We start from the raw sequence: 21,734 nt of genomic DNA, 5'->3' as shown, positions 1-21,734 counted from the left end.
GGAAGGGGACGGTGGCGCGGGCGTGAAAGTCGTCGGTACACGAGGTGTTCGAAGCCCGCCGCGCGGGGATGGTCGCGATCATGACACGCATGCACACCTCGGCACCCGGTCGCCCCGCTCCGGCGCGACGCCCCGTGCGCCAGCTCCTCGCCGCCTCCGTCGGCAACGCCGTGGAGTGGTACGACTGGTACGCCTACACCTTCCTCGCCACCTACATCGCCGCCCAGGTCTTCCCCAAGGGCGCGGACAACTCGCTCGTGCCGCTGCTGTCGACGTTCGCGGTGTTCGCGGTGGGCTTCTTCATGCGGCCGGTGGGCGGACTGCTGATGGGCGCGATCGCCGACCGGCACGGGCGGCGGGCCGCGCTGACGGTCACCATCCTGCTGATGGGCGGCAGCAGCCTGCTGGTGGGCCTGACCCCGACCTACGCGGCGGCCGGAATCCTGGCCCCCGTGATCCTGGTCCTCGCCCGTCTCCTCCAAGGGCTCTCCGTGGGCGGTGAGTTCGCCGCCTCGACGACCTTCCTGGTGGAGTCGGCGGGACCGGGCCGCCGCGGGCTGTTCTCCAGCTTCCAGTACGTGTCGACGACCGCCGGGCAGCTGGCCGCCTCCGGGATCGCCGCGCTGCTCGTGGGCACGCTCTCCGAGCGGTCGATGAACGGCTGGGGGTGGCGGGTCCCGTTCGTCCTCGGCGCGCTGCTCAGCCTGGTCGGCTTCTGGATCCGGCAGGGCGCGCAGGAGACCCGCAGCGCCGAGCAGCGGCACGGGCCGCGCCCGGGCCTGTTCGAGGCGCTGCGCCGCCACCCGCGCGAGTCGCTGCTGATCGCCGGGATCACGGCCGGCGGCACCCTCGCCTACTACACCTGGACGTCGTACCTGCCGACGTACGCCGAACTCAACGCGGGCGTCGAGAAGTCGGACGCGCTGCTGGCCGGCACCCTCTCGCTCGCCTTCTTCGCCCTGCTCCAGCCGGTGGGCGGCCTGCTCTCCGACCGCTTCGGCCGCCGCCCGCTGCTGCTCTTCTTCGGCGTAGGGTTCGCCCTGCTGTGCGTGCCGCTGCTGCACGTCCTGCGCGACTCCTTCGCCGTACTGCTGCTGGTGAGCTGCGCGGGCATGGTGCTGCTGACCGGCTTCACCTCCATCAGCGCCGCCGTCAACGCCGAGGTGTTCCCGCCCCGGGTGCGCGCGGCCGGCATCGGCTTCCCCTACTCCCTGACGGTCGCCCTCTTCGGCGGCACGGCGCCGTACGTGGGCACGCTGTTCAAGGACCTGGGCCACTCCGGGCTGTTCCCCTGGTACGTGGCGGTGCTGTGCCTGCTGTCGTCGGTGGTGTACCTGAGGCTGCCGGAGACGGCGCACCGGGAGCTCGCCCGCTGACGACCGGTCACCGGCCGCCTTCCGTCCGGCGGAAGAGGGCTTGCCGGGATGTGGCGGGCGTCACGAACCTAGGGGCAACCACGGCACGCGGGGCGACGGAGCCCCGCTTCTCAGGGACGGGAACGCCATGCCTCACACGACCGCCTTCGCCAGGAACCAGTGGTACGTCGCCGCCTACGCCCACGAGGTGGGCCGCGAACTGCTCGGCCGGACGATCCTCGGGGAGCCGCTCGTCCTCTACCGCACCGGGGAGGGCGCACCGGTCGTCCTGCACGACCGGTGCGTGCACCGCCGGTACCCGCTGTCCGAGGCGCCGACCCGGCTCGACGGGGACCGGATCGTCTGCGGCTACCACGGGTTCACCTACGACACGACCGGCACCTGCGTGTACGTGCCGGGGCAGAAGCGCGTCCCGCGCACCGCGCGCGTCGCCTCCTACCCGGTCGTCGAGCAGGACTCCCTGGTGTGGGTGTGGATCGGCGACCCGTCGCTCGCCGACCCGCAGGCCGTCCCGCGCGCCCGGCACCTGGACGCGCCCGGCTGGGTCACCGTGCGCGGCATGGAGCCCATCGACTGCGACTACGGACTCCTCGTCGACAACCTCCTCGACCTGTCCCACGAGACGTATCTGCACGGCGGGTACATCGGCACGCCCGAGGTCGCCGAGACGCCGATCACCACGGAGGTCGACGAGGGCGCCGGGATCGTACGGGTCAGCCGGCACATGGACGACGCCGAGTGTCCGCCGTTCTACGCCAAGTCGACCGGGATCGAGGGCCGGATCTCGCGGTGGCAGGACATCGAGTACCACGCCCCCTGCCTGTACCTGCTGCACAGCAGGGTGGCCCCGGTCGGGGTGGTGCCCGGGGCGGACGGCAGCGACCCGGACGGCTTCCACACCGAGATCACGTACGCGATCACCCCGTCCACCGACGGCAAGGTGTACGACTTCTGGGCGGTCTCCCGGGACTGGGCGACCGACGACGACGAGGTCACCGAGTTCCTGCGGAAGAACAACCACACCGTCGTCATGCAGGACGTCGACGCGCTCAACCTGCTGCAGCGGACGCTCGGCACCGAGCGCACCGGCTACCAGGAGCTGAGCATCAACATCGACACCGGCGGTCTGGCGGCCCGCCGCATCCTCGCCCGGCTGGTCGAGGAGGGCGCGCGGTGACCTCCCCCGCCACCGGAGAGATCTACCGCGTCGACTGGGTCCCCGGCACCGACGTCCTGCACGGCACGTGTCACTGCGGCGCCGGGCACACCGCCGAGGACCCGGTCGCGATGTGGGAGTGGATGCTCGCGCATCCACGGGGACACCGGCCCGAAGAGCGGCGACCCGCAGCACCGCAGCCCGAAGCACACCGGCCCCGAGGAAACGGTTCATGACCCTGTACGACTCCGAACTCGTCGTCGAGCACAGCGAGCCGGCCGCCGACGGCGTGCTCGCGCTCACCCTGCGCCATCCGCGGGGCGAGGCGCTGCCCGCCTGGGAGCCGGGCGCCCACATCGACGTGGTCCTCGGCCCCGCCGGCCTGGAGCGGCAGTACTCGCTGTGCGGCGACCCCGCCGGCCGGCACGCCTGGCGGATCGCCGTGCTGCGCGAGCCGGACGGGCGGGGCGGTTCGGCGTACGTGCACGACCGGCTGGGGCCGGGCGCCACGGTGCGGGTGCGCGGCCCGCGCAACCACTTCCCCCTGGAGCCCGCCCCGCGCTACCGCTTCGTCGCGGGCGGCATCGGCATCACCCCGATCCTGCCGATGCTGGCCGCGGCCGAGGCGGCGGGCGCCGAGTGGACGCTGCTGTACGGGGGCCGGACCCGCGCCTCCATGGCGTTCACGCGGGAACTGGCGCGGTACGGGGACCGGGTGGTCCTCGCGCCCCAGGACGAGACGGGGCTGCTGGACCTCGCCTCCGCGCTGGACGGCCTCCCGGACGGCACGCTCGTCTACTGCTGCGGTCCCGGTCCGCTGCTGGACGCGGTGGAGGAGCGGTGCCCGCCGGGCGTGCTGCGCCTGGAGCGTTTCCGGCCGAAGGAGCGGGAGGCGCTGGAGCCGGGAGGGGACACGGAGTTCGAGGTCGAGCTGGCGCGGAGCGGCAGGACCGTCACCGTCCCGCCGGACGTGTCCGTCCTCGACGCGGTCCGCGCCGCCGGGGTGGAGGTGCTGTACTCCTGTACCGAGGGCACCTGCGGCACCTGTGAGACCGACGTCCTGGAGGGCGACCCGGACCACCGGGACTCGGTCCTCACCGAGGCCGAGCGGGCGGCCGGGGAGACCATGCTCATCTGTGTCTCCCGGTGCCGGGGGAAGCGGCTCGTGCTGGACCTGTGATCCGCGCAGCGGCACCGGCGGCCGGGAACGGCCGCCCCGGGCACGGCGAGTACGGCGGGTGCGGCAGCGGGATGCGCGGGCCCCGCGCGGTGTGACGGAGGACGGCACGGGCATTGACCGTGGCTCGGCGCGGGCTCTACGTTCCCGCTGAGCACGTTGGTGCCGTCTGCGCACCGTCCGCCGTCCGCGCACCATCTGCCGGAGCACGTGGCCGGTCCCACGGGGGGAACCATGCGTCGTCTGCTCGTCGGCCTCACGGCCGTGACCGTCCTGGCCGCCGCGACCGCCTGCGGCTCGTCGTCCGGCTCCGGACAGCCGCGGGACTCCGGACCGTCCGGCGGCACCACCACCGTGAAGGTGGGGGTCGTCCCCATCGTCGACGTGGCGCCCCTGTACCTGGGGCAGAAGAAGGGCTTCTTCCGGGAGCGCGGCCTGGAGCTGTCCCTGACGGCCGCGCAGGGCGGCGCGGCGATCGTGCCCGGGGTGACGTCCGGTCAGTTCCACTTCGGCTTCAGCAACATCACCTCGCTCATGATCGCGCAGTCCAACGGCGTGCCCGTGAAGGCGGTGGTGAACGGCATCGCCTCCACCGGGGTGCGGGGCAAGGACTTCGGCGCGATCACGGTGAAGGGCGACAGCCCCGTCACGTCCGCGAAGGACCTGGAGGGCAGGAAGGTCGCCGTCAACACCCTGAAGAACATCAACGAGACCGCGGTACGCGCCTCGGTGCGCGCGGCGGGCGGCGACCCGGACGAGGTGGAGTTCGTCGAGCTGCCCTTCGACCAGATGCCCGCCGCCCTCGACGGCGGCCGGATCGACGCGGCGATGGTGGTGGAGCCCGCGCTGGCCACCGTCAAGAGCCGGGGCGGGCGGGAGATCGCCTCCGCCCTGGTCGACATCGCCCCGAAGCTCACCGTCGCCATGTACTTCACCTCCACCCGGTACGCGCAGCAGAACCCCGGAGTGGTGAAGAGGTTCCGGGAGGCCACCGCCGAGTCCCTGGCGTACGCCGACGCCCACCCCGACGAGGTCCGCGAGGTCGTCACCACGTACACGAAGATCCCGCCGGCGGTGCTGGAGAAGGTCACCCTGCCGAAGTGGCCGGCAAAGGCCGACCGCACCTCCATCGAGAGGCTGGCCGAACTGGGCGAGCGGGACGGCCTGTTCCAGCGCACGCCCGACCTGGACGAGCTGCTGCCGTGAGGGGCGCCGACGCCGCCCTCGGCGTGACCGGGCTCGCCGCCTTCCTCGCCCTGGGCGAGGCGGTGCCGCGGCTGGGCCTGGTCGGGGAGGAGCACTTCCCGCCCACCAGCCGGATCGCGCGGGCGCTGCTCGCCGAGGCCGGGGACGGCGCCTTCTGGACCGCGCTCGGCGACACCCTCACCGGCTGGGCGCTGGGCCTGGCCGTCGCGGTCGGGGCGGGGGTCGTCGCCGGGGTCGTCCTGTCCGTGGTGCCGTACCTGCGGGAGGCGACCGCCTCCACCGTCGAGTTCCTGCGCCCGATCCCGTCCGTGGCGCTGATCCCGCTGGCGGTGCTGCTGTTCGGCACCGGACTGCGCTCGGTGCTGCTGCTGGTGGTGTACGCCTCCTTCTGGCAGGTGCTGATCCAGACGCTGTACGGCGTCCAGGACGTCGACCCGGTCGCCGAGGAGACGGCCCGGTCCTACGGGCTGGGCACCTGGGCGCGGGTGCGGCACGTGCTGTGGCCCACCGCGCTGCCGTACGTCATGACCGGGGTGCGGCTGGCCGCGGCGGTGGCGCTGATCCTCGCCGTCACCGCCGAGCTGGTCATCGGCGCGCCGGGGCTGGGCGCGCGCATCGCGGTCGCGCAGACCTCGCAGGCGGTGCCGGAGATGTACGCGCTGATCGTCGTCACCGGCCTGCTGGGGCTGCTGGTCAACGTGGGGGCCCGGGCGGTGGAGCGGCGGGCGCTGGCCTGGCACCCGTCGGTGCGCGGGGAGGTGAGGGTGTGAGGCGGGTGAGGCGCGCACTGCTGCGGCTCTTCCTCCTGGCCGCCCTGCCCGTGGTGCTGGTGGCCGCCTGGTGGGCGGCCTCCGCCGGCAGCACGGACGTGTACTGGCCGCCGCTGCGGACCGTCCTGGGGCGGTTCCCCGAGGTGTGGACCGGCGAGCGGTGGCGCGCGGACGTCCTGCCCAGCGTGGGGCGGCTGACGGCCGGGTACGCCCTGGCGGCCGTCGCCGGGGTCGCGCTGGGCACACTTGTCGGCTCCTTCCGGCGGGTGCGGGCGGTGTGCGAGCCGGTGCTGGAGTTCCTGCGGGCGGTGCCGCCCCCGGTCCTCGTCCCGGTGATCATGCTGTTCGCGGGGATCGGCGACACGATGAAGATCGTGGTGATCGCGAGCGGCTGCGTGTGGCCGGTTCTGCTCAACACGGTCGAGGGCGTACGGGCGCTGGATCCGGTGCGGGCGGAGACGGCCCGCTCCTACGGCGTCACGGGCGTCCGGCGGCTGACCCGCGTGGTGCTGCCCTCGGCGGGCCCGCAGATCTTCACGGGTCTGCGGCAGGCCCTGTCCATCGGGATCATCCTCATGGTGATCAGCGAGATGTTCGCGGCGAGCAACGGGCTCGGCTTCACCCTCGTGCAGTTCCAGCGCGGTTTCGCGATCCCCGAGATGTGGACCGGGATCCTGCTGCTCGGTCTGCTCGGTTTCGTGCTCTCGGTCCTCTTCCGGCTGGTCGAGCGGCGCGTGCTCGGCTGGTACGACGGTCTGCGCGCCGCCGGCCGGCGGCCCCGGTGACGTACGCGAAAGGGCGGGTCCATGCTCGACGTACGCGGCCTGAAGAAGGTCTACGAGGGGGCGGGGCGCCGGGTGGAGGCGGTGCGCGAGGTCACCTTCACTGTCGGGGCCGGGGAACTGGTCTGTGTGGTCGGCCCGTCCGGCTGCGGCAAGACGACCCTGCTGAAGTGCGTGGGCGGGCTGCTCACGCCGACCGCCGGAGAGGTCGTGCTCGCGGGGCGGACGGTGGACGGGCCGCCGCCCGGGACGGCGTTCGTCTTCCAGGAGTACGGGCGCAGCCTCTTCCCGTGGATGCGGGTCGGCGCCAATGTCGAACTGCCTCTGAAGCGGAAGGGCTTGAGCCGGGTGCGGCGCCGGGAACGGGTGGCGGACGCGCTGGCGTCGGTGGGGCTCGCGGACGCCGCCGGGGCGTATCCGTGGGAGCTGTCCGGCGGTATGCAGCAGCGGGTCGCCATCGCGCGGGCGCTGGCGTACGAGCCGGCGGTGCTGCTGATGGACGAGCCGTTCGCGGCGGTGGACGCACAGACCCGCGCCGACCTGGAAGACCTGGTGCGGCGGCTGTGGCGGGAGCGCGGCATGACCATCCTGTTCGTCACCCACGACATCGACGAGGCCGTCTACCTCGGTGAGCGGGTGATCGTGCTGTCCGCCTCCCCCACCGTGGTGCGGGAGGAGCTCCGCGTCGATCTGCCGCCGGGCCGGGACCAGGTGCACACGCGGGTGGCCCCGCGCTTCGCCGAGCTGCGCACCCGTGTGTACGAGCAGATCCGGGCGGCGAAGCACGGGGCACCGGGGGAGGCCGGGACGGACACTCCTCCGCCCCGCTGAGCCGGGCCGCCCCGCGCGGACGGGGTGGCGAGCGGCGCGGAACCGGGGCCGGGGGTCAGCCGAGGTCCGGCTCCACGCGCACGTCGATCACGGCGTCCGGTGCGCGGCCGTCGAGTTCCAGGACCACGATCTCGTTGCGGCCCGCCCGCAGCAGCGGCCACGGCAGGTACAGCGTGCGCTGCGGGCCCCGGTCCCAGTAGCGGCCCAGGCAGAAGCCGTTGACCCAGACGTACCCCTTGGTCCAGCCGGGGAGGGCGAGGTAGCCGTCCTGGGGTTCGGTGACGTCGAGGCGGGCCCGGTGGAACCCGGCGCCGGCGGCGGCCGTGCCCCACGGCAGCTCCGGCAGCGGCCCGTCCAGCGGGACGGGCAGGGCGGTCCAGCCGTGCACGTACTGGTTGCCGTGCCGGACGCCGTCCAGCCCCTTGCGTTCGCCGAGGCCCGGGCCGTAGTTGGTGCGGCCCGCCGACTCCACCAGGATGTCCAGCGTGACCCCGCCCGCCGGGACGGCGATCTCGGGGGGCCGCTCGTCGTCGCGCGCCACGGTGGCGACGTGCTCGCCGTCGGCGTACACGTGCGCGCGGTCGCCCAGTCCGGCGAGCGTCAGCGGATACGCCCGGCGCGGGCCCGGCAGCCGCCCCCGGTAGCGGACGAGTCCGTGCGCGACGCCGAGGTCCTCGAAGGAGGGCGGCACGGCGGAGGTCACCTCGCCGGTGCCGAGCAGGGGCAGGGCGTCGAGGAGCGGCACGGAAGCGTCGACCGGGACGGTCACGGGGTCGAGGACCGGCGGCGGCGGCTCCACGTCGGCGGGTCCGGGGAGCCCGGCCTGCCCGGCGTACCGGGCGAGCACCTCGCGGAACGCCCAGAACTTCGCGGTGGGCGCGCCGCGTTCGTCGATCGGGGCGTCGTAGTCGTAGGAGGTGACGGTGGGCTGGTGGGCGCCGTCGTGCGCGGGGCCGCCGCGGTTGGCGCCCGCCCAGGTCCCGAAGTTGGTGCCGCCGTGCGCCATGTAGAGGTTCACGGAGGCGCCGAGGGCGAGCATCCGCTCCAGTACGCCGGCGGCGTCGGCGGCGTCGCGCACGGTGTGCGTCTCGCCCCAGTGGTCGAACCAGCCGCACCAGAACTCCATGCACATCGGCGGGTCGCCGGGGCGGTGGCGGCGCAGCCGTGCGAGGGCCTCCTCCGGGCGGGAGCCGAAGTTGACGGTCGCGGGCACGCCGGGCAGCGTGCCGCCCTGGAGCATGAAGTCCTCGGGGCCGTCGGAGGTGAACAGCGGGACGTCGACGCCGCGGGCGCGCAGGCCGTCGGCGAGGTGTTCCAGGTAGGCGGTGTCGGAGCCGTAGGAGCCGTACTCGTTCTCCACCTGCATCATCAGCACGTTGCCGCCGCGGGTGATCTGGTGGGCGGCCAGGCGCGGGATCAGTTCGTCGTACCAGCGGTCGACGTGGGCCAGGTAGCGGGGGTCCGAGCAGCGCAGCCGCAGGGAGCGGTCGGTCAGCAGCCACCAGGGCAGGCCGCCGTTCTCCCACTCGGCGCAGATGTAGGGGCTGGGCCGCACGATCGCGTACAGCCCGGCGTCGGCGGCGGCGCGCAGGAACGCCCCGACGTCGGCCATGCCGGTGAAGTCGTAGGTGCCCGGGCGCGGTTCGTGGAAGTTCCAGGGGACGTACGTCTCCACGGTGTTCAGGCCCAGGGCGCGCAGCATGCGCAGGCGGTGGGGCCACTGCTCGGGCAGGACCCGGAAGTAGTGCAGCGCGCCGGACAGGACGCGCAGCGGGCGCCCGTCGAGCACGAAGCCCTCGGGGGTCGTGTGGAACATGCGGGCTCCGTGGGAGAGGCGGCGGCGGGACGGCCTGGTGCGGTGCGGGCGCGGCGCGGTCCGCGCCCGGCCGCTTTCATCCGGCTGCTTTCATCCGGTCGTGGGGACGATCCTCAGGTGGGAGGCGGCACGCCGCGTCCGGCGTTCGCGGGCGGGTGCGCGGCGCGCCTCGCGCAGGACGAGCGTCACACGCGTGTACCCGAGGTCCGCCAGGGACCGGGGCGTCTCGACGACGACCCGGCAGTCGGTCACGCCCCAGCGCGGATCGGGGTGCAGCACCGGCCGTACGGCGCCGTCGTGCTCGACGGCGGCCTCCCCGACCGCGCGGATCCAGTGCGGCAGGCCCTGCCGGTAGGCGGCCTCCATGATCGGGTCCTGGGCGATGTCGCGGCGGACGGCCTGGAGCGCGGGGTCGTGGCCGTGCCGTTCGAGGGTGGCGGCGAAGTGCGCCATCATCGGCAGGCACCAGCGCGGCTCGTGCTCGCCGAGGACCGCGGGGGCGTCCGGGTGGAACAGGACGAACCTGAGGAAGTTGTCGCCCGGCATGGCCGTGGGATGCGGGGTGACGCCGCCGAAGAGCGCCCGGAAGGCGTCGTTGGCCAAGGCCACGTCCCAGCGGTGGTCGACGACGAAGGAGGGAAAGGGGACGGCCTCCAGGAGCGCGGCGTAGTCCTGCAGGTACGCCTGGGTCTCGGAGATCTCGGGAACGGGCCGCGGTGCCGGCCGCCGCCCTCCTGCCTGAAATGCCATCGGGAGGTCACCCCTCTTGCCTGCGCGGCCCTTCTCACGGCGCCCCGATCCTGCTGTCCTGACGTGAGGCGTGTCAACTATCGTGGCATTCCACGCCGGTCGACGGCTGAAATTGGCCACAGTTGTGGCGAGACCTGGATGTGAGTTCGAGCCAGGGGCTACTCTCCGGGAAGTTCACGGCATCCGCTTATGAGAAGCGTTTGTGAGAAGCCTGTGAGAGACGTGGGAGATGCTTCGGTGACCGGTGGCTTCGGGGGTTCGGGCGGCACGCCGACGGCCGCGCTGCCGGCCGTCGTCGCCCGCGTCGCCACGCTCGCCGACCGGCTCGGCATCCCGCACGCCGAGGTCTTCGACGTCGGCCGCCTGTCCGTCGCCTCCGGAGTGCCCGAGCCGGTGGTGAAGGCCCTGCTGAGCGGCCGGCCGGCGGGGGAACCCGACGTGCAGGCCCGGTTCCTGCAACGCCTGGACCTGCTGCGCCGCACCCGGCTGAAACCGAACGGGCGCAAGTACACGCAGCAGGAGATCGCCGACGGCGCCGGGATGTCGCGGCAGCAGGCGGGTGCCCTCATCAACGGCGACCGGCGCCCCACCATGGAGCACTGCGACGCCCTCCAGCGCTTCTTCCGCGTGCACGCCGGTTTCCTCACGGCGGAGGACCCCGAGGCACTGGCGAGCGCGCTGCAGCACACCGAGCAGGACCTCCTGCAGAAACTCGCCGACCGGGAGCGGGCGGCAACCGCGGCGGCCGACGATCCGCTGCAGCGGCTGCTGCAGGACCACGGCGTCCGCGGCATCGCGTGGCGGGCCGCGCAGCTGCCCACCGACCAGCACCGCGACAAGGTCGCCGAGTGGCTGGACATGCTCCTGGAGAGCGTCAAGCGGCCCGAGTCGTGATCCTGGGGAGGAATGTGGGCACCGGCAGGGAGATGCGCCGTCTGTGCGGCGAGCTGGTCGGGGAGCTGACGCTGCCCGCCCCCGCACGGCCCGACGAGCTGTACACCGCGCTCTGCGACGCGATGAGCAGACGCCGCGGCCGTCCCGTCCACTTCCGTACGGCCGCCTTCCCGGCCGGGACCGCCAGCGGGCTGTGGCTCGACATGACCGACCAGGACCTCGTCGTGATCGAGGAACGCACCACCCCCGACCACCAGTTGGTGATCCTCGGCCACGAGCTGTGGCACATGAAGGCCGGACACTGCGGTCACCACGTCGAGGGCAGCGCCGTCGCCGCCCGGCTGCTGCACGACGACGCCGATCTCCGGGCGACCGTGCGCGCGGTGGCCGCGCGCTCCCGGTTCGAGCTCGCCGACGAGAAGGAGGCCGAGCGCTTCGGGCTGCTGCTGGCCAGCAAGTGCCGTACCTGGCTGGCGGGTTCGTCGCTGCGTGGGCCGGTGCAGCGGGACCGGCTGGCCGGGCGGATCGAGACGTCGCTGGGATACCTGGGGCAGTAGCGCCGCCGCTCCGCCGGGCCCGGGCGGCCGGGTGACGCGCGCCGCCGGTGCGGCGGGAGGGCGGGATTGTCAGTGGCGGGCGGCAAGCTGGAGGTGCGCCGCCGCTGTGCGGGGCGCACGTGACCGTGTTGCCGAACCGGGGAGAGCCGTCCGATGACCACCGCCGTCCCGACCGACCGCGAGCGCGCCGCCGTCCAGGCCTGGCTGCGGCTGCTGAACACCGCGCAAGCCGCCTTCGACACCGCGGCCGGCCCGCCCGGCGCCGGTGCCCCGCCCGCCGGCCCGCCCGGCGCCGGTGCCCCGCCCGCCGGCCCGTCCCTCGTCCCGCCCGCCGTGCTCGCCGAGGCGGAGGACGCGCTGCGCGCCGCGGGCCTGGCGGGCAACGAGGAGGCGTTCTTCCGGCTGGTGCGGGGCTGGTGCCCGCCACCGCCGTGACGGAGGGCGGGGGGCGGGGCGGGGACACCCGGTCCCGCCCGCGTCCCCGTCCCCGGCCCCGTTCTCAGCCGTGCGGCACCGTCACCGCCGTGGCCAGCAGTCCTTGCCGGGCGGCCCAGCGGCCCTCGAAGTGCGTCAGGTGCCGGCCGCCCACCCGCGGCCCGGGGACGAGGAGCGCGGCGCGGAAGGTTCCGCACCGCCCGTCGCGGGGGTCGGCCGCGATCTCGATGTCGGCCTCCGAGAAGTCCAGCCACCGCCCGGTGAGCGGGAACCAGGCCTTGTAGACGGACTCCTTCGCGCTGAACAGCAGCCGGTCCCAGTGGACACCGGGGCCGTCCGCGGCCAGGCGCCGCAGCCGCTCCGCCTCCGCCGGCAGCGACACGGCGTCCAGGACGCCCTGCGGCAGCGGTTCGTCGGGTTCGGCGTCGATACCGAGGGAGGCCAGGTCCGCGGTGCGGACCAGGGCGGCGGCGCAGTAGCCCTCGCAGTGGGTCATGCTGCCGGTCAGGCCCTCAGGCCAGCGCGGCGCCCCGCGTTCGCCGGGCAGGACGGGCTGCGGCGGCACGCCGAGCTTGTCCATGGCCCGGCGGGCGCAGACCCGTACGGCGGTGAACTCCCGGCGACGCTTGTCCACGGCCCGGGCCACCGCCTCCGCCTCCTGCGGGAACAGCGCGGCGGGGCCGGGGTCGTCGTGACCGTGGATCTCCACGGCCACCACCGTGGCGGGCAGCAGTTCCTCGATCACCGGGTTCCGTCCTCCCTCGGCCGGATGCGGCGCAGCCGTCCCGGCGGCTGCCGCCGGGTGCGCCACTCGCGGGGATAGCCCACCGACACCTCCTCGAAGCGGACGCCCTCGTGCCAGGTGGTCCGCGGGATGTGGAGGTGGCCGTAGACCATGGTGTCGACGCGGAATCTGCGGTGCCAGTCGGCGGTCAGCCGGGTCCCGCACCACATCGCGAACTCGGGGTACCGCAGGACGTCGGTGGGGTGCCGGTCCAGCGGGTAGTGGTTGACGAGGATCGCCGGCAGGCCGGCGGGGAGTTCGGCGAGGCGGCGTTCGGTCTCGGCGATCCGTGCCCGGCACCAGGCCTCACGGCTGGGGTAGGGGTCGGGGTGGAGCAGGTACTCGTCGGTGCACACGACCCCGGTGCCGTGCGCGTAGGCCAGGCCCTCCTCCTTGGTGGTGCAGCCGGGCGGCAGGAACGAGTAGTCGTACAGCAGGAACAGGGGGGCGACGGCGACGGGACCGCCGGGGCCGTCCCACACGGGGTAGGGGTCCTCCGGTGTCGTCACGCCGAGTTCCCGGCACAGGTCGACGAGGTGCCGGTAGCGGGCGACGCCGCGCAGGGTGACGGGATCGCTCGGATGGGTCCACAGCTCGTGGTTGCCGGGGACCCACACGACCCGGCGGAAGCGCTGCGCAAGGGTGTGCAGGGCCCAGCGGACGTCGGCGACGGTCTCCGCCACGTCACCGGCCACCAGCAGCCAGTCCTCGTCCGAGTCGGGGCGCATCCCCTCGACCAGTGCCCGGTTCTCCGGGTAGCCGATGTGCAGGTCGCTGATGGCCCACAGGTGTCCGGCGCCACCGGCCGTCGACGTCACCGCCGCCCCCCTTTCCGCCCGCGCGTCCGGGACCACGAGATCACATCCGGGGACCCGTGGACAAGGGTGCTCCGCCCCGGCGGAGCCACGCCGTCCGCCGGAGTCCGTCCGTCACACGCGCGTTGCGCGCGGCGGCTTCCGACACCGTATGATCGCCCCAACACCACCGCCTCGAACTTCCCTCTGCGCAGGGCGGTTTGGTGTCCCTTCCATTCACCCTGGCCGGGCACGGCCTGCTCCGCCCTGCCCGCAAACCGTGAAAGGCGGCCTGCATGGTCTCTCGCGTACGCGTCTGGCTCAACCGCACGTACGCGGAGAACGTGTTCTTCATGGATCAGCTGCGGAGAAATCCCAGCGACCGGGCCGTCGAGATCCACGCCACGCACGGCGACCCCGACTCCCCCGTCCTGGCCGCCGCCGACACCGCCGAGCTGGAACCGGAGGGCCTGTCCCCGGCCGCGTACGTCGAGTACGCCCTGGCGCAGTGCGCACGGCGCCGCATCGACGTGTTCGTGCCCCGGCTCCACCAGGCGGCGATCGTCGCCCACCGCGCCGAGTTCGAGGCGGCCGGCACCGCGCTGCTCGCGCCGCCCCCGGAGGCGGTGGCCGTGTTCCAGGACAAGGTGATCGCGTACGAGGCGGCCCGGGCGATCGGCGTCCCCGTGCCGCCGTGGTGGCGGGTGCGCAATGCCGAGGAACTCCTCGCAGCCGTCGAGGAGTTGGAGGCGGCCGGGTACAAAGCGTGCTTCAAACCGGCGTCCGGCGCGGGCGGTGTGGGATTCCGCGTGATCACCCGCTCCCCCTTCTCGATGACGCACCTCACCGGGTTCCCCGGCCCGTACGTGCCGCTGGACCTGGCCGTCGAGGCGGTGCGGGCGTCCCGGGAGCCGGTCGACTGGCTGGTGATGCCGCGGCTGGAGCAGCCGGAGGTGTCGGTGGACTGCCTCACCGGCCGTGACAACCGGGTCCGCCTGGCGGTGGGCCGCACCAAGAACGGGCGGCGCCGGGGCTTCACCCTGCACGAGCAGTGGCTGGAGCCGGCGCGGCGGCTCGCGGAGGGCTTCGGCCTGCACCACCTGTCCAACATCCAGTTCCGGATGTTCGGCGACCGGCCCGTCCTGATGGACGTCAACACGCGCCCGGCCGGCGGGCTGCACCAGCTGTCGCTGTGCGGCGTCAACGCGCCGTGGGCCGCGGTGCAGCTGGCGCTGGGCGAGGACCCGGGCGAGATCGTGCCGCCGTTCCTGGGCCAGGACTACACGGTGGTGTCCGGGCCGCGTCCGCTGCTGCCGGTGCCGCTGCCGCAGCAGCGGACGGACCCCGCCCCGGCCGTGCCCGCGCCGTCCGCACCGCCCGAGGTGTCCGCGACGCCGGTGGCCGGACCGGCCGCCGCGCCCGCCGCGGACGCCGCCGGCGCCCCCGCCCGGTCCCCCGCCTGAGTTCGCGGCGGGCCGGGGCGGCGGCCGTCACCTCAGGTACGCCAGCCCGGGGTGCACGGCGGTGTAGCCGTCGACGAGGCGCCGGGCGACCGTCACGGAGTCGACGAGCGGGTGCAGCGCGAAGGCCTTGACGGCCGTCGCCCGGGAGCCGGTCTCGGCGGCGGCCAGCACCTCGCGCTCGACCGCCTTGACCGCGCAGACCAGCCCGGTGGCGTGGTCCGGCAGCGGGCCGGCGGCCACCGGGTGCGCGCCGTCCGCGCCGACCAGGCACGGGACCTCGACGACCGCCTCCGCGTCGAGGGCGGGCAGGGTGCCGCGGTTGCGGACGTTGAGGATGAGGGTGGCGCGTTCGTTGCGGGCGATGGCCCGCATCAGCGCCAGCGCCACGTTCTCGTAGCCGCCGGAGAGGTCCTCGGCCTCGCGCTCGCCCGCGCCCGCCGCCTCGCGGTTCTCGGACATGTAGGTGGCCTCGCGTTCGGCGCGGGTGCGCTGCCACACCTCCAGGGCGGAGACGGCCGGGTCGCGCACCCTCTCGTAGAAACCAGCCTGCTGGTCGCGCAGGAAGGCGCCGCGGGTTTGCCCGGCCCGCCGGTAGGCGTCCACGGTCTCCCGGTTGAAGTAGTAGTAGTGCAGGTACTCGTTGGGGATCGCGCCCAGCTCCCGGAGCCACTCGGCGCCGAACAGCCGGCCCTCCTCGAAGGAGCCGAGCAGGGCGGGGTCGGCGAGCAGCCGCGGCAGTTCGTCGCGGCCGGCGACGCGCAGGCCGCGCACCCAGCCGAGGTGGTTGAGCCCCACGTAGTCGATCCACGCCTCGTCCGGGTCCACGCCGAGCACGCGGGCGATACGGCGGCCGAGGCCGACCGGCGAGTCGCAGATGCCGATGACGCGGTCGCCGAGGTGGTGGGACATGGCCTCGGTGACCAGTCCGGCCGGGTTGGTGAAGTTGATGACCCAGGCGTCGGGTGCCAGGCGGGCCACCCGCCGGGCGATGTCGACGGCCACCGGCACGGTCCGCAGGCCGTAGGCGATGCCGCCCGCGCCCACCGTCTCCTGGCCCAGCACGCCCTCGGCGAGGGCCACCCGCTCGTCTTCCGCCCGGCCCTGGAGGCCGCCGACGCGGATCGCGGAGAAGACGAAGTCGGCGCCGCGCAGCGCCTCGTCGAGGTCGGTGGTGGCCGTCACCGCCGGCGCGTCCGGCACCCCGGCGGCCTGCTCGGCCAGCACCCGGGTCACCGCCGCCAGCCGGGCCGCGTCCGGGTCGTGCAGCACGACGTGTGCCACCCGGCCCTCGCCGCGGTCCGCCAGGAGCGCCCCGTACACGAGCGGTACCCGGAATCCGCCGCCGCCCACGATCGTCAGCCTCACGCCTGCACCTTTCCCGCCGCGGCCGGGCGGCGCCCGCCGTCTCGGGAGGGGCCGCCCGGTCCGCCGGCGCGCTGGTCACCACCGGATCGTCCTGCCCGCCGCAACGGCGGGCAGGACGATCCTGTCAGGGTTCAGGCGTAGAACCGCGACAGGCTCTGCAGTACGGCCGCCGGTTTGGCGCCGCCCTCGATCTCGAGGGTGCCGTCGACGGTGATCTGCACCCCGCCGGGCACGTCCTCGGCCTGTGCGAGCCGCCCGGCCAGCCGGATCCGGGAGCCCGCCTTCACGGGCGCGGGGAAACGCACCTTGTTCAGGCCGTAGTTGACCTTGGTGGTGACGCCCTGGACGTCCAGCAGTTCGGTGAACAGGGGGATGAAGAGGGAGAGGGTGAGGTAGCCGTGGGCGATCGGGGCGCCGAAGGGGCCGGCGGCGGCCCGCTCGGGGTCGACGTGGATCCACTGGTGGTCGCCCGTGGCGTCGGCGAAGGTGTCGATGCGTTCCTGGGTGACCTCGATCCACTCGCTGGTGCCCAGGTCGCTGCCGGCCAGCTTCTTCAGCGCGTCGAGGCCGTGGACGGTGATGCTCATGTTTAAACCTCTTCTTTAGGGTGAGAGTTGGCCGCCGTAGCGTCGGCGCACCTGCGACTTGAGGAGCTTTCCGGAGGCGGTGCGCGGCAGTTCGTCCGCGATCACCACCGATTTGGGGATCTTGTACTTGGCGAGGCGTCCGGCGAGGGAGGCGAGGAGGTGGCCGGGGTCCGGCCGGGCGCCCCGGCGCGGGACGACGACCGCGCGCGGCACCTCGCCCCACGTGGCGTCGGGCACGCCGATGACCGCGCACTCGGCGACGTCGGGGTGGGCGAGGAGGGCGTCCTCGACCTCGGCGGGGTAGACGTTCTCCCCACCCGAGATGATCATGTCCTTGATGCGGTCGACGATGTGGACGTACCCGTCCTCGTCGACCCGGGCGGCGTCCCCGCTGCGGAACCAGCCGTCCGTGAAGGAGGCCGCCGTCTCCTCGGGCAGCCCCCAGTAACCGGCCATGACGTGCGGGCCGCGCACCACGACCTCGCCCGTCTCGCCGACGTCGGCCGGCGTCAGGTCCGGCCGCACCACCCGTACGTCGCTGAAGAAGTGCGGCACGCCCGCCGAACCGGCCTTGGTGAGGGCGTGTTCGGCGTCGAGGAAGAGGGTGCCGGGCGCGGCCTCGGTCATGCCGTACCCCTGGAGGAAGGTCAGGCCGCGTTCCTGGTAGGCGGCGATCAGCGGGGTCGGCACCGGTGAGCCGCCGCAGGTGAGGATGCGCAGGGAGGACAGGTCCGCGTCCGGGAAGCGGGGCTGGCGGGCCACCTGGTCGAACATGGTCGGCACCCCGAACATGAAGGTGATCCGGTGCCGTTCGATCAGGTCGAGGGTGCCGGCCGGGTCGAACGCCTCCACCAGCACGCAGGTGCCTCCCTTCAGCAGCACCGGCAGGGTGAGCATGTTCAGCCCGGCCGTATGGAACAACGGGGCGGACACCAGGGCGCGTTCGTCGGCGATCAGGTCGGTGTCGACGAGGACGTTGATCGCGTTCCAGGTCAGGTTGGCGTGGGTGAGCATCGCGCCCTTGGGACGGCCGGTCGTCCCCGAGGTGTACATGATGATGCAGGTGTCGTCGGCGGTGACCGGTTCGTCGACGGGGTCGGCGGCGGCCCGGCCGAGCATCTCCTCGTACTCGGCGCCGGTTTCGACGTAGGTACGGACGTCCGTGCCGCCCGGCAGCCCGGCGACGAGTCCGGCGTGCGCGGGGCCGTACACCAGCACCTTGGCGCCGGAGTCGGCGAGCTGGTAGGCGATCTCGGGGCCGGCGAGGCGGGTGTTGAGGGGGACGAAGACCGCGCCGAGCGTGCCCGCCGCGAACAGGGTCTCCAGGTAGGAGGGGTGGTTGGGGCCGAGGTAGGCGACGCGGTCGCCGCGGCGGACGCCGCGGGCGCGCAGGGCGTGGGCGAGGCGGGTGGTGCGCGTGTGCAGTGCGGCGTAGGTGAGGGTGGTGTCGCCGTGGATCAGGGCGGTGCGGTGCGGGGTCTTGCGGGCCCGGCGTGCGGGCCACGACCCCAGTCCCTCGTTGCGCATGGGCGCCCCTTACGGTGTCGTCAGCCCGAGCAGGCGGGCGGCGTTCTCCTTGAGGATCTTCGGCCGGACCTCGTCCTTGACCGGCAGCTTCGCGAAGTCGGCGAGCCAGCGGTCGGGGGTGAGGACGGGGAAGTCGGAGCCGAAGAGGACCTTGTCCTTCAGCAGCGTGTTGGCGTACTGCACCAGCTGCGGCGGGAAGTACTTCGGGGACCAGCCGGACAGGTCGATGTGCACGCCCGGCTTGTGGGTGGCGACGGCGAGGGCCTCGTCCTGCCAGGGGAAGGACGGGTGGGCGAGGATGATCTTCAGGTGGGGGAAGTCGGCGGCCACGTCGTCCACGTGCAGCGGGTTGGAGTACTTCAGGCGGATGCCGCCCCCGCCGGGCACCCCGGCGCCGATGCCGGTCTGCCCGGTGTGGAACAGGGCGATGGCGCCGGTCTCCTCGATGACCTCGTACAGCGCGTACGCCACGGAGCGGTCGTTCGGGAAGAAGCCCTGGATGCTGGGGTGGAACTTGAAGCCCTTCACCCCGTACTCCTCCACCAGGCGCCGGGCCTGCTTCACGCCCGCCTTCCCGCGGAAGGGGTCGACGGAGGCGAACGGGATGAGCACGTCGGCGTTGGCGGCGGCGGCCTCGGCGACCTCCTCGTTGGGGACGGGCGCGGTGCCGGTGGCGGACTCGGCGTCCACGGTGAAGATGACGGCGGCCATCTTCCGCTCGCGGTAGTACGCGGCGGTCTCCTCGATCGTCGGCTTCCGCTTGCCTTCGACCTTGAAGTAGACGGCGGAGGCGTCGTGCAGGTCGTCGTCGAGGGAGGAGTGGCCCTTGGACGACACCTCGGCGTGGGTGTGGACGTCGATGGCGGTCAGGTCGTCGAGGTCCATCACGCCTCCGGGAGCCGGGGCGCGGGGATGCCGACCGTCTGGAGTTCGGCGCCGACCGAGGTGGGCCAGGCGGCGGCCAGCGTCTCGGGGGTCCAGCCGCCGTCGGCGTAGGCGGCCTTGACCTCCTGCGGGTGGGACCACAGGGCCACCTTGTCGCCGCCGATGCCGATGCACTGGCCGGTGACGTCCCGGGCGGCGTCGGAGGCGAGGAAGGGGACGAGGGCCGCGCAGTCCTCAGGGGTGCCGAAGCCCTCGCCCTTGCGCAGGACGTCCGGGAGCGGCTCGCCGTTCCTCAGCGCCTCGACGTACGGGGCGAAGGCGGGGATGGTCTCGGTCATCGCGGTGGCGGCGACCGGCACGATCGCGTTGACGGTGATGCCGGCGCGGGCCAGCTCCATGGACCAGGTGCGGGCCATGGCGGCGATGCCGGCCTTGGCGGCGGCGTAGTTGGTCTGCCCGAAGTTGCCGCGCTGCCCGGCCGGGGAGCCGACCAGGACCAGGGTGCCGCCCCCGCCCTGCTCGCGCATGCGGACGGCGGCGGCGCGGGCGCAGGTGAAGGTGCCCTTGAGGTGGGTGGTGACGACGGCGTCGAAGTCGTCGTCGGTCATCTTCCACAGGACCCTGTCGCGCAGGATGCCCGCGTTGGTGACCAGGACGTCCAGGCGGCCGAACTCGGCGACCGCGCGGCCGACCAGCCGGTCCGCCGCCTCGCTCGTACCGACCGCGACGACCTCGGCGACGGCGGTGCCGCCCGCGTCGGTGAGGGACTTCACGGCCGCCTCGGCCACGGCCTCGTCGACGTCGTTGACGACGACGGACGCGCCGTGGGCGGCGAGCGCGTGGGCGTAGGCGAGGCCGAGGCCCCGGCCGCTGCCGGTGACGACGGCGACTTTGCCGGTGAGATCGATGCTGGGCACGGAGGGGGTCCCTTCCCTGGTGAGACGTCGGGTACGGCCGCGCGCCCGGCGCCGGGATCTGCGGAGCGGTGGCGGAGCGGCTGCGGGGCGAAGCCGAGATCGAAGCTAAGAGCAATAATTGTTGTCGTCAATAGTTGTTGCCGCCCGGCGGATGCGGGAGACTGGCCCGGTCCGCAGCAACCGCCCCGCCGGGGGCCTCGCCCAGGGAGCCCGTCATCGCCCGCCAGCAGCACACCGCGAACCCCGCCCCCATCGACGCGCAGGAACCGTGGATGCGCGGGCTGCACGCGGACACGGGCTACCTCCTGTACCGCCTGGGCCTGCGCTCGGGACAGCTCTTCAACGCCTTCCTCCAGGAGTCGGGCCTGCGCCTGCGCCACTACGCGCTGCTGCGCTTCCTCGCCACGGCCGAGGGCGCGCTGCAACGGGAGCTGAGCACCCGGCTCGGCTACGACCCCAGCGCGATCGTCGGGCTCGTCGACGACCTGGAGAAGCTGGGCTTCGCCGAGCGCCGCCCCTCCCCCGACGACCGCCGCAGCCGGATCGTCGTCCTGACCGGCGAGGGCCGCGCGTTCCTGCGCGACACCGACGAGGCGGGGCTGCGCGTGACCAACGACCTGGTGGAGCCGCTCGATCCGGCCGAGCGCGAGACGCTGCACGCGCTGCTGCTGCGGATCGCGGAGGCCGGACTGGGCTGACCCGGCGCGTCCGTCCCCTCTGCGCCGCATCCTCTGCGCCGCGTCTTCTGCCCCGCACCTTCTGCGCCGCGCCTTCCGCCCCGTACCCTCCGCCCCGTACCCGTACGGCCTCGCCCGCCCGGAAGACGCCCCGCGCAGGACGCCCACCGAAGGACGCCGCCATGACCGCCCCCACCGCGACCGACCGGCTGCTGTCCGTGCTCGCCGCGTTCGACCACGCGCACCCGGCGCTGTGCCTGACGGACATCAGCAGGCGGGCCGGACTCAGCCTGACCACCGCGCACCGGCTGGTGGGCGCGCTGACCGCGTGGGGCGCGCTGGAGCGGGACGAGGCCGGGAGGTACCACGTCGGCCTGCGGCTGTGGGAGCTCGCCGCGCTCGCCCCGCGCGGGCCGGCGCTGCGGCAGGTCGCGCTGCCGTACCTGGAGGACCTGTACGAGGCGACGCACGAGAACGTGCAGCTGGCGGTGCGGGACGGCGACGAGGTCGTCTACACCGAGTGGCTGTCGGGGCGGTCGGCGGTCGGTGTCCACATCCGCGTCGGGGCGCGCTGGCCGCTGCACGCCACCGGGGTCGGGCTGGCGCTGCTGGCGCACGGCGGGCCAAAGCTCCAGGAGGCGTACTGCGCGGGGCCGCTCGCGGCCTTCACCCCGTACACGATCACCGATCCGGCGCGGCTGCGCCGGGTCCTGGCCGAGGTGCGGCGCACCGGCGTGGCGGTCAGCGCGCGCCAGGTCACCGAGGACGCGCTGTCGGTGGCCGCCCCGGTGCGCGGCCCGGGCGGGGCGGTGGCCGCGGCGGTCTCGGTCGTCGTGCCGTACCCGGACGCGCAGGTGCCGGTGCTGGCGCCGGCGGTGCGGCTGGCGGCGCGCGGGATCTCGCGGGCGCTGGGCTGGCGGCCCGAAGACACCACCCGGCCGGACACCGCCCGCCCGGACTCCGCGGACCCCTCTCACCGGTGAGG

At 73.9% G+C, this 21,734-nt stretch carries 23 protein-coding genes; 14 read left to right on the top strand and 9 right to left on the bottom strand.

What is annotated here, in order from left to right; all coding sequences use genetic code 11:
* Positions 1 to 68: 68 nt before the first annotated feature.
* From ABZ340_RS13775 to ABZ340_RS13740, 8 genes are all read left to right on the top strand, one after another.
* Positions 69 to 1,376, top strand: coding sequence for an MFS transporter (locus tag ABZ340_RS13775; protein ID WP_358782021.1), 1,308 nt, complete (start codon positions 69 to 71; stop codon positions 1,374 to 1,376).
* A 127-nt stretch (positions 1,377 to 1,503) separates the two neighbouring features.
* Entirely contained in the window at positions 1,504 to 2,553 is a 1,050-nt protein-coding gene (locus ABZ340_RS13770; RefSeq protein WP_358781963.1) for an aromatic ring-hydroxylating dioxygenase subunit alpha, read from the top strand.
* A complete protein-coding gene (locus ABZ340_RS13765) occupies positions 2,550 to 2,768 on the top strand; it encodes a hypothetical protein (protein WP_358781962.1) in 219 nt (72 codons plus the stop codon). The genes ABZ340_RS13770 and ABZ340_RS13765 overlap by 4 nt, the downstream gene beginning before the upstream one ends.
* Positions 2,765 to 3,712 (top strand): PDR/VanB family oxidoreductase, encoded by a 948-nt coding sequence (locus tag ABZ340_RS13760; RefSeq protein WP_358781961.1) that lies wholly within the window; start codon positions 2,765 to 2,767, stop codon positions 3,710 to 3,712. The genes ABZ340_RS13765 and ABZ340_RS13760 overlap by 4 nt, the downstream gene beginning before the upstream one ends.
* 231 nt (positions 3,713 to 3,943) lie before the next feature.
* Positions 3,944 to 4,915, top strand: a complete 972-nt coding sequence (locus ABZ340_RS13755; RefSeq protein ID WP_358781960.1) for an ABC transporter substrate-binding protein — start codon at positions 3,944 to 3,946, stop codon at positions 4,913 to 4,915.
* Positions 4,912 to 5,685 carry an ABC transporter permease gene (locus ABZ340_RS13750; protein WP_358781959.1) on the top strand — a complete coding sequence of 258 codons (774 nt, stop codon included), beginning with the start codon at positions 4,912 to 4,914 and terminating at the stop codon, positions 5,683 to 5,685. The genes ABZ340_RS13755 and ABZ340_RS13750 overlap by 4 nt, the downstream gene beginning before the upstream one ends.
* A gap of 5 nt (positions 5,686 to 5,690) precedes the next feature.
* Positions 5,691 to 6,470, top strand: a complete 780-nt coding sequence (locus tag ABZ340_RS13745) for an ABC transporter permease subunit (RefSeq protein WP_358781958.1) — start codon at positions 5,691 to 5,693, stop codon at positions 6,468 to 6,470.
* Between the two features lie 21 nt (positions 6,471 to 6,491).
* Positions 6,492 to 7,298, top strand: a complete 807-nt coding sequence (locus tag ABZ340_RS13740) for an ABC transporter ATP-binding protein (protein WP_358781957.1) — start codon at positions 6,492 to 6,494, stop codon at positions 7,296 to 7,298.
* Positions 7,299 to 7,353: 55 nt separating this feature from the next.
* Here ABZ340_RS13740 and ABZ340_RS13735 read toward each other — a convergent pair whose 3' ends face one another.
* Together ABZ340_RS13735 and ABZ340_RS13730 are read right to left on the bottom strand one after the other, a co-directional pair.
* Entirely contained in the window at positions 7,354 to 9,114 is a 1,761-nt protein-coding gene (locus ABZ340_RS13735; protein ID WP_358781956.1) for a beta-galactosidase family protein, read from the bottom strand.
* A gap of 90 nt (positions 9,115 to 9,204) precedes the next feature.
* Positions 9,205 to 9,864: a hypothetical protein gene (locus tag ABZ340_RS13730; protein ID WP_358781955.1), complete on the bottom strand. Its 660-nt coding sequence runs from the start codon at positions 9,862 to 9,864 to the stop codon at positions 9,205 to 9,207.
* A 237-nt stretch (positions 9,865 to 10,101) separates the two neighbouring features.
* Here ABZ340_RS13730 and ABZ340_RS13725 point away from each other — a divergent pair, with 237 nt between their 5' ends.
* The 3 genes from ABZ340_RS13725 (at position 10,102) to ABZ340_RS13715 (ending at position 11,750) form a co-directional block, all read left to right on the top strand.
* Positions 10,102 to 10,758, top strand: coding sequence for a helix-turn-helix transcriptional regulator (locus ABZ340_RS13725; RefSeq protein ID WP_358781954.1), 657 nt, complete (start codon positions 10,102 to 10,104; stop codon positions 10,756 to 10,758).
* A 32-nt stretch (positions 10,759 to 10,790) separates the two neighbouring features.
* On the top strand, positions 10,791 to 11,315 hold the full coding sequence (locus ABZ340_RS13720) for a toxin-antitoxin system, toxin component (protein ID WP_358782020.1): 525 nt from the start codon (positions 10,791 to 10,793) through the stop codon (positions 11,313 to 11,315).
* 153 nt (positions 11,316 to 11,468) lie between these two features.
* Positions 11,469 to 11,750, top strand: coding sequence for a hypothetical protein (locus ABZ340_RS13715; protein ID WP_358781953.1), 282 nt, complete (start codon positions 11,469 to 11,471; stop codon positions 11,748 to 11,750).
* 64 nt (positions 11,751 to 11,814) lie between these two features.
* On the opposite strand, the gene ABZ340_RS13710 is transcribed toward ABZ340_RS13715, so the two are convergent.
* Positions 11,815 to 12,495: a 4'-phosphopantetheinyl transferase superfamily protein gene (locus tag ABZ340_RS13710; RefSeq protein WP_358781952.1), complete on the bottom strand. Its 681-nt coding sequence runs from the start codon at positions 12,493 to 12,495 to the stop codon at positions 11,815 to 11,817.
* Entirely contained in the window at positions 12,492 to 13,352 is an 861-nt protein-coding gene (locus tag ABZ340_RS13705; protein ID WP_358781951.1) for a metallophosphoesterase, read from the bottom strand. Before ABZ340_RS13705 ends, ABZ340_RS13710 begins: the two co-directional genes overlap by 4 nt.
* A 272-nt stretch (positions 13,353 to 13,624) precedes the next feature.
* Here ABZ340_RS13705 and ABZ340_RS13700 point away from each other — a divergent pair, with 272 nt between their 5' ends.
* Positions 13,625 to 14,791 (top strand): ATP-grasp domain-containing protein, encoded by a 1,167-nt coding sequence (locus tag ABZ340_RS13700; RefSeq protein WP_358781950.1) that lies wholly within the window; start codon positions 13,625 to 13,627, stop codon positions 14,789 to 14,791.
* Between the two features lie 27 nt (positions 14,792 to 14,818).
* Here the strand turns inward: ABZ340_RS13700 and ABZ340_RS13695 are convergent, their stop codons facing one another.
* The 5 genes from ABZ340_RS13695 to ABZ340_RS13675 all read right to left on the bottom strand — a co-directional run bounded on the left by ABZ340_RS13695 (position 14,819) and on the right by ABZ340_RS13675 (position 20,072).
* On the bottom strand, positions 14,819 to 16,156 hold the full coding sequence (locus tag ABZ340_RS13695) for a 6-phospho-beta-glucosidase (RefSeq protein WP_358781949.1): 1,338 nt from the start codon (positions 16,154 to 16,156) through the stop codon (positions 14,819 to 14,821).
* A gap of 131 nt (positions 16,157 to 16,287) precedes the next feature.
* On the bottom strand, positions 16,288 to 16,743 hold the full coding sequence (locus tag ABZ340_RS13690) for a MaoC family dehydratase (protein ID WP_358781948.1): 456 nt from the start codon (positions 16,741 to 16,743) through the stop codon (positions 16,288 to 16,290).
* A 15-nt stretch (positions 16,744 to 16,758) separates the two neighbouring features.
* The gene (locus ABZ340_RS13685) at positions 16,759 to 18,270 is read right to left on the bottom strand and encodes a long-chain fatty acid--CoA ligase (RefSeq protein WP_358781947.1); all 1,512 of its coding nucleotides are present in this window, start codon (positions 18,268 to 18,270) and stop codon (positions 16,759 to 16,761) included.
* A 9-nt stretch (positions 18,271 to 18,279) separates the two neighbouring features.
* Positions 18,280 to 19,155, bottom strand: a complete 876-nt coding sequence (locus ABZ340_RS13680; protein WP_358781946.1) for an amidohydrolase family protein — start codon at positions 19,153 to 19,155, stop codon at positions 18,280 to 18,282.
* Entirely contained in the window at positions 19,155 to 20,072 is a 918-nt protein-coding gene (locus tag ABZ340_RS13675; RefSeq protein ID WP_358781945.1) for an SDR family oxidoreductase, read from the bottom strand. Before ABZ340_RS13675 ends, ABZ340_RS13680 begins: the two co-directional genes overlap by 1 nt.
* A gap of 272 nt (positions 20,073 to 20,344) precedes the next feature.
* Between ABZ340_RS13675 and ABZ340_RS13670 the strand changes: the two genes are divergently transcribed.
* Together ABZ340_RS13670 and ABZ340_RS13665 are read left to right on the top strand one after the other, a co-directional pair.
* Positions 20,345 to 20,770 carry a MarR family transcriptional regulator gene (locus tag ABZ340_RS13670; protein WP_358781944.1) on the top strand — a complete coding sequence of 142 codons (426 nt, stop codon included), beginning with the start codon at positions 20,345 to 20,347 and terminating at the stop codon, positions 20,768 to 20,770.
* A 161-nt stretch (positions 20,771 to 20,931) separates the two neighbouring features.
* A complete protein-coding gene (locus tag ABZ340_RS13665; protein WP_358781943.1) occupies positions 20,932 to 21,732 on the top strand; it encodes an IclR family transcriptional regulator in 801 nt (266 codons plus the stop codon).
* The last annotated feature ends 2 nt before the right edge of the window (positions 21,733 to 21,734 follow it).

Origin of the sequence: Streptomyces sp. NPDC006134 (genome assembly GCF_040628835.1) — a bacterium.
Taxonomy (GTDB): Bacteria; Actinomycetota; Actinomycetes; order Streptomycetales; family Streptomycetaceae; genus Streptomyces.
The sequence above is the reverse complement of the archived record's forward strand: the minus strand, read 5'-3'. Positions and strand labels throughout refer to the sequence as shown.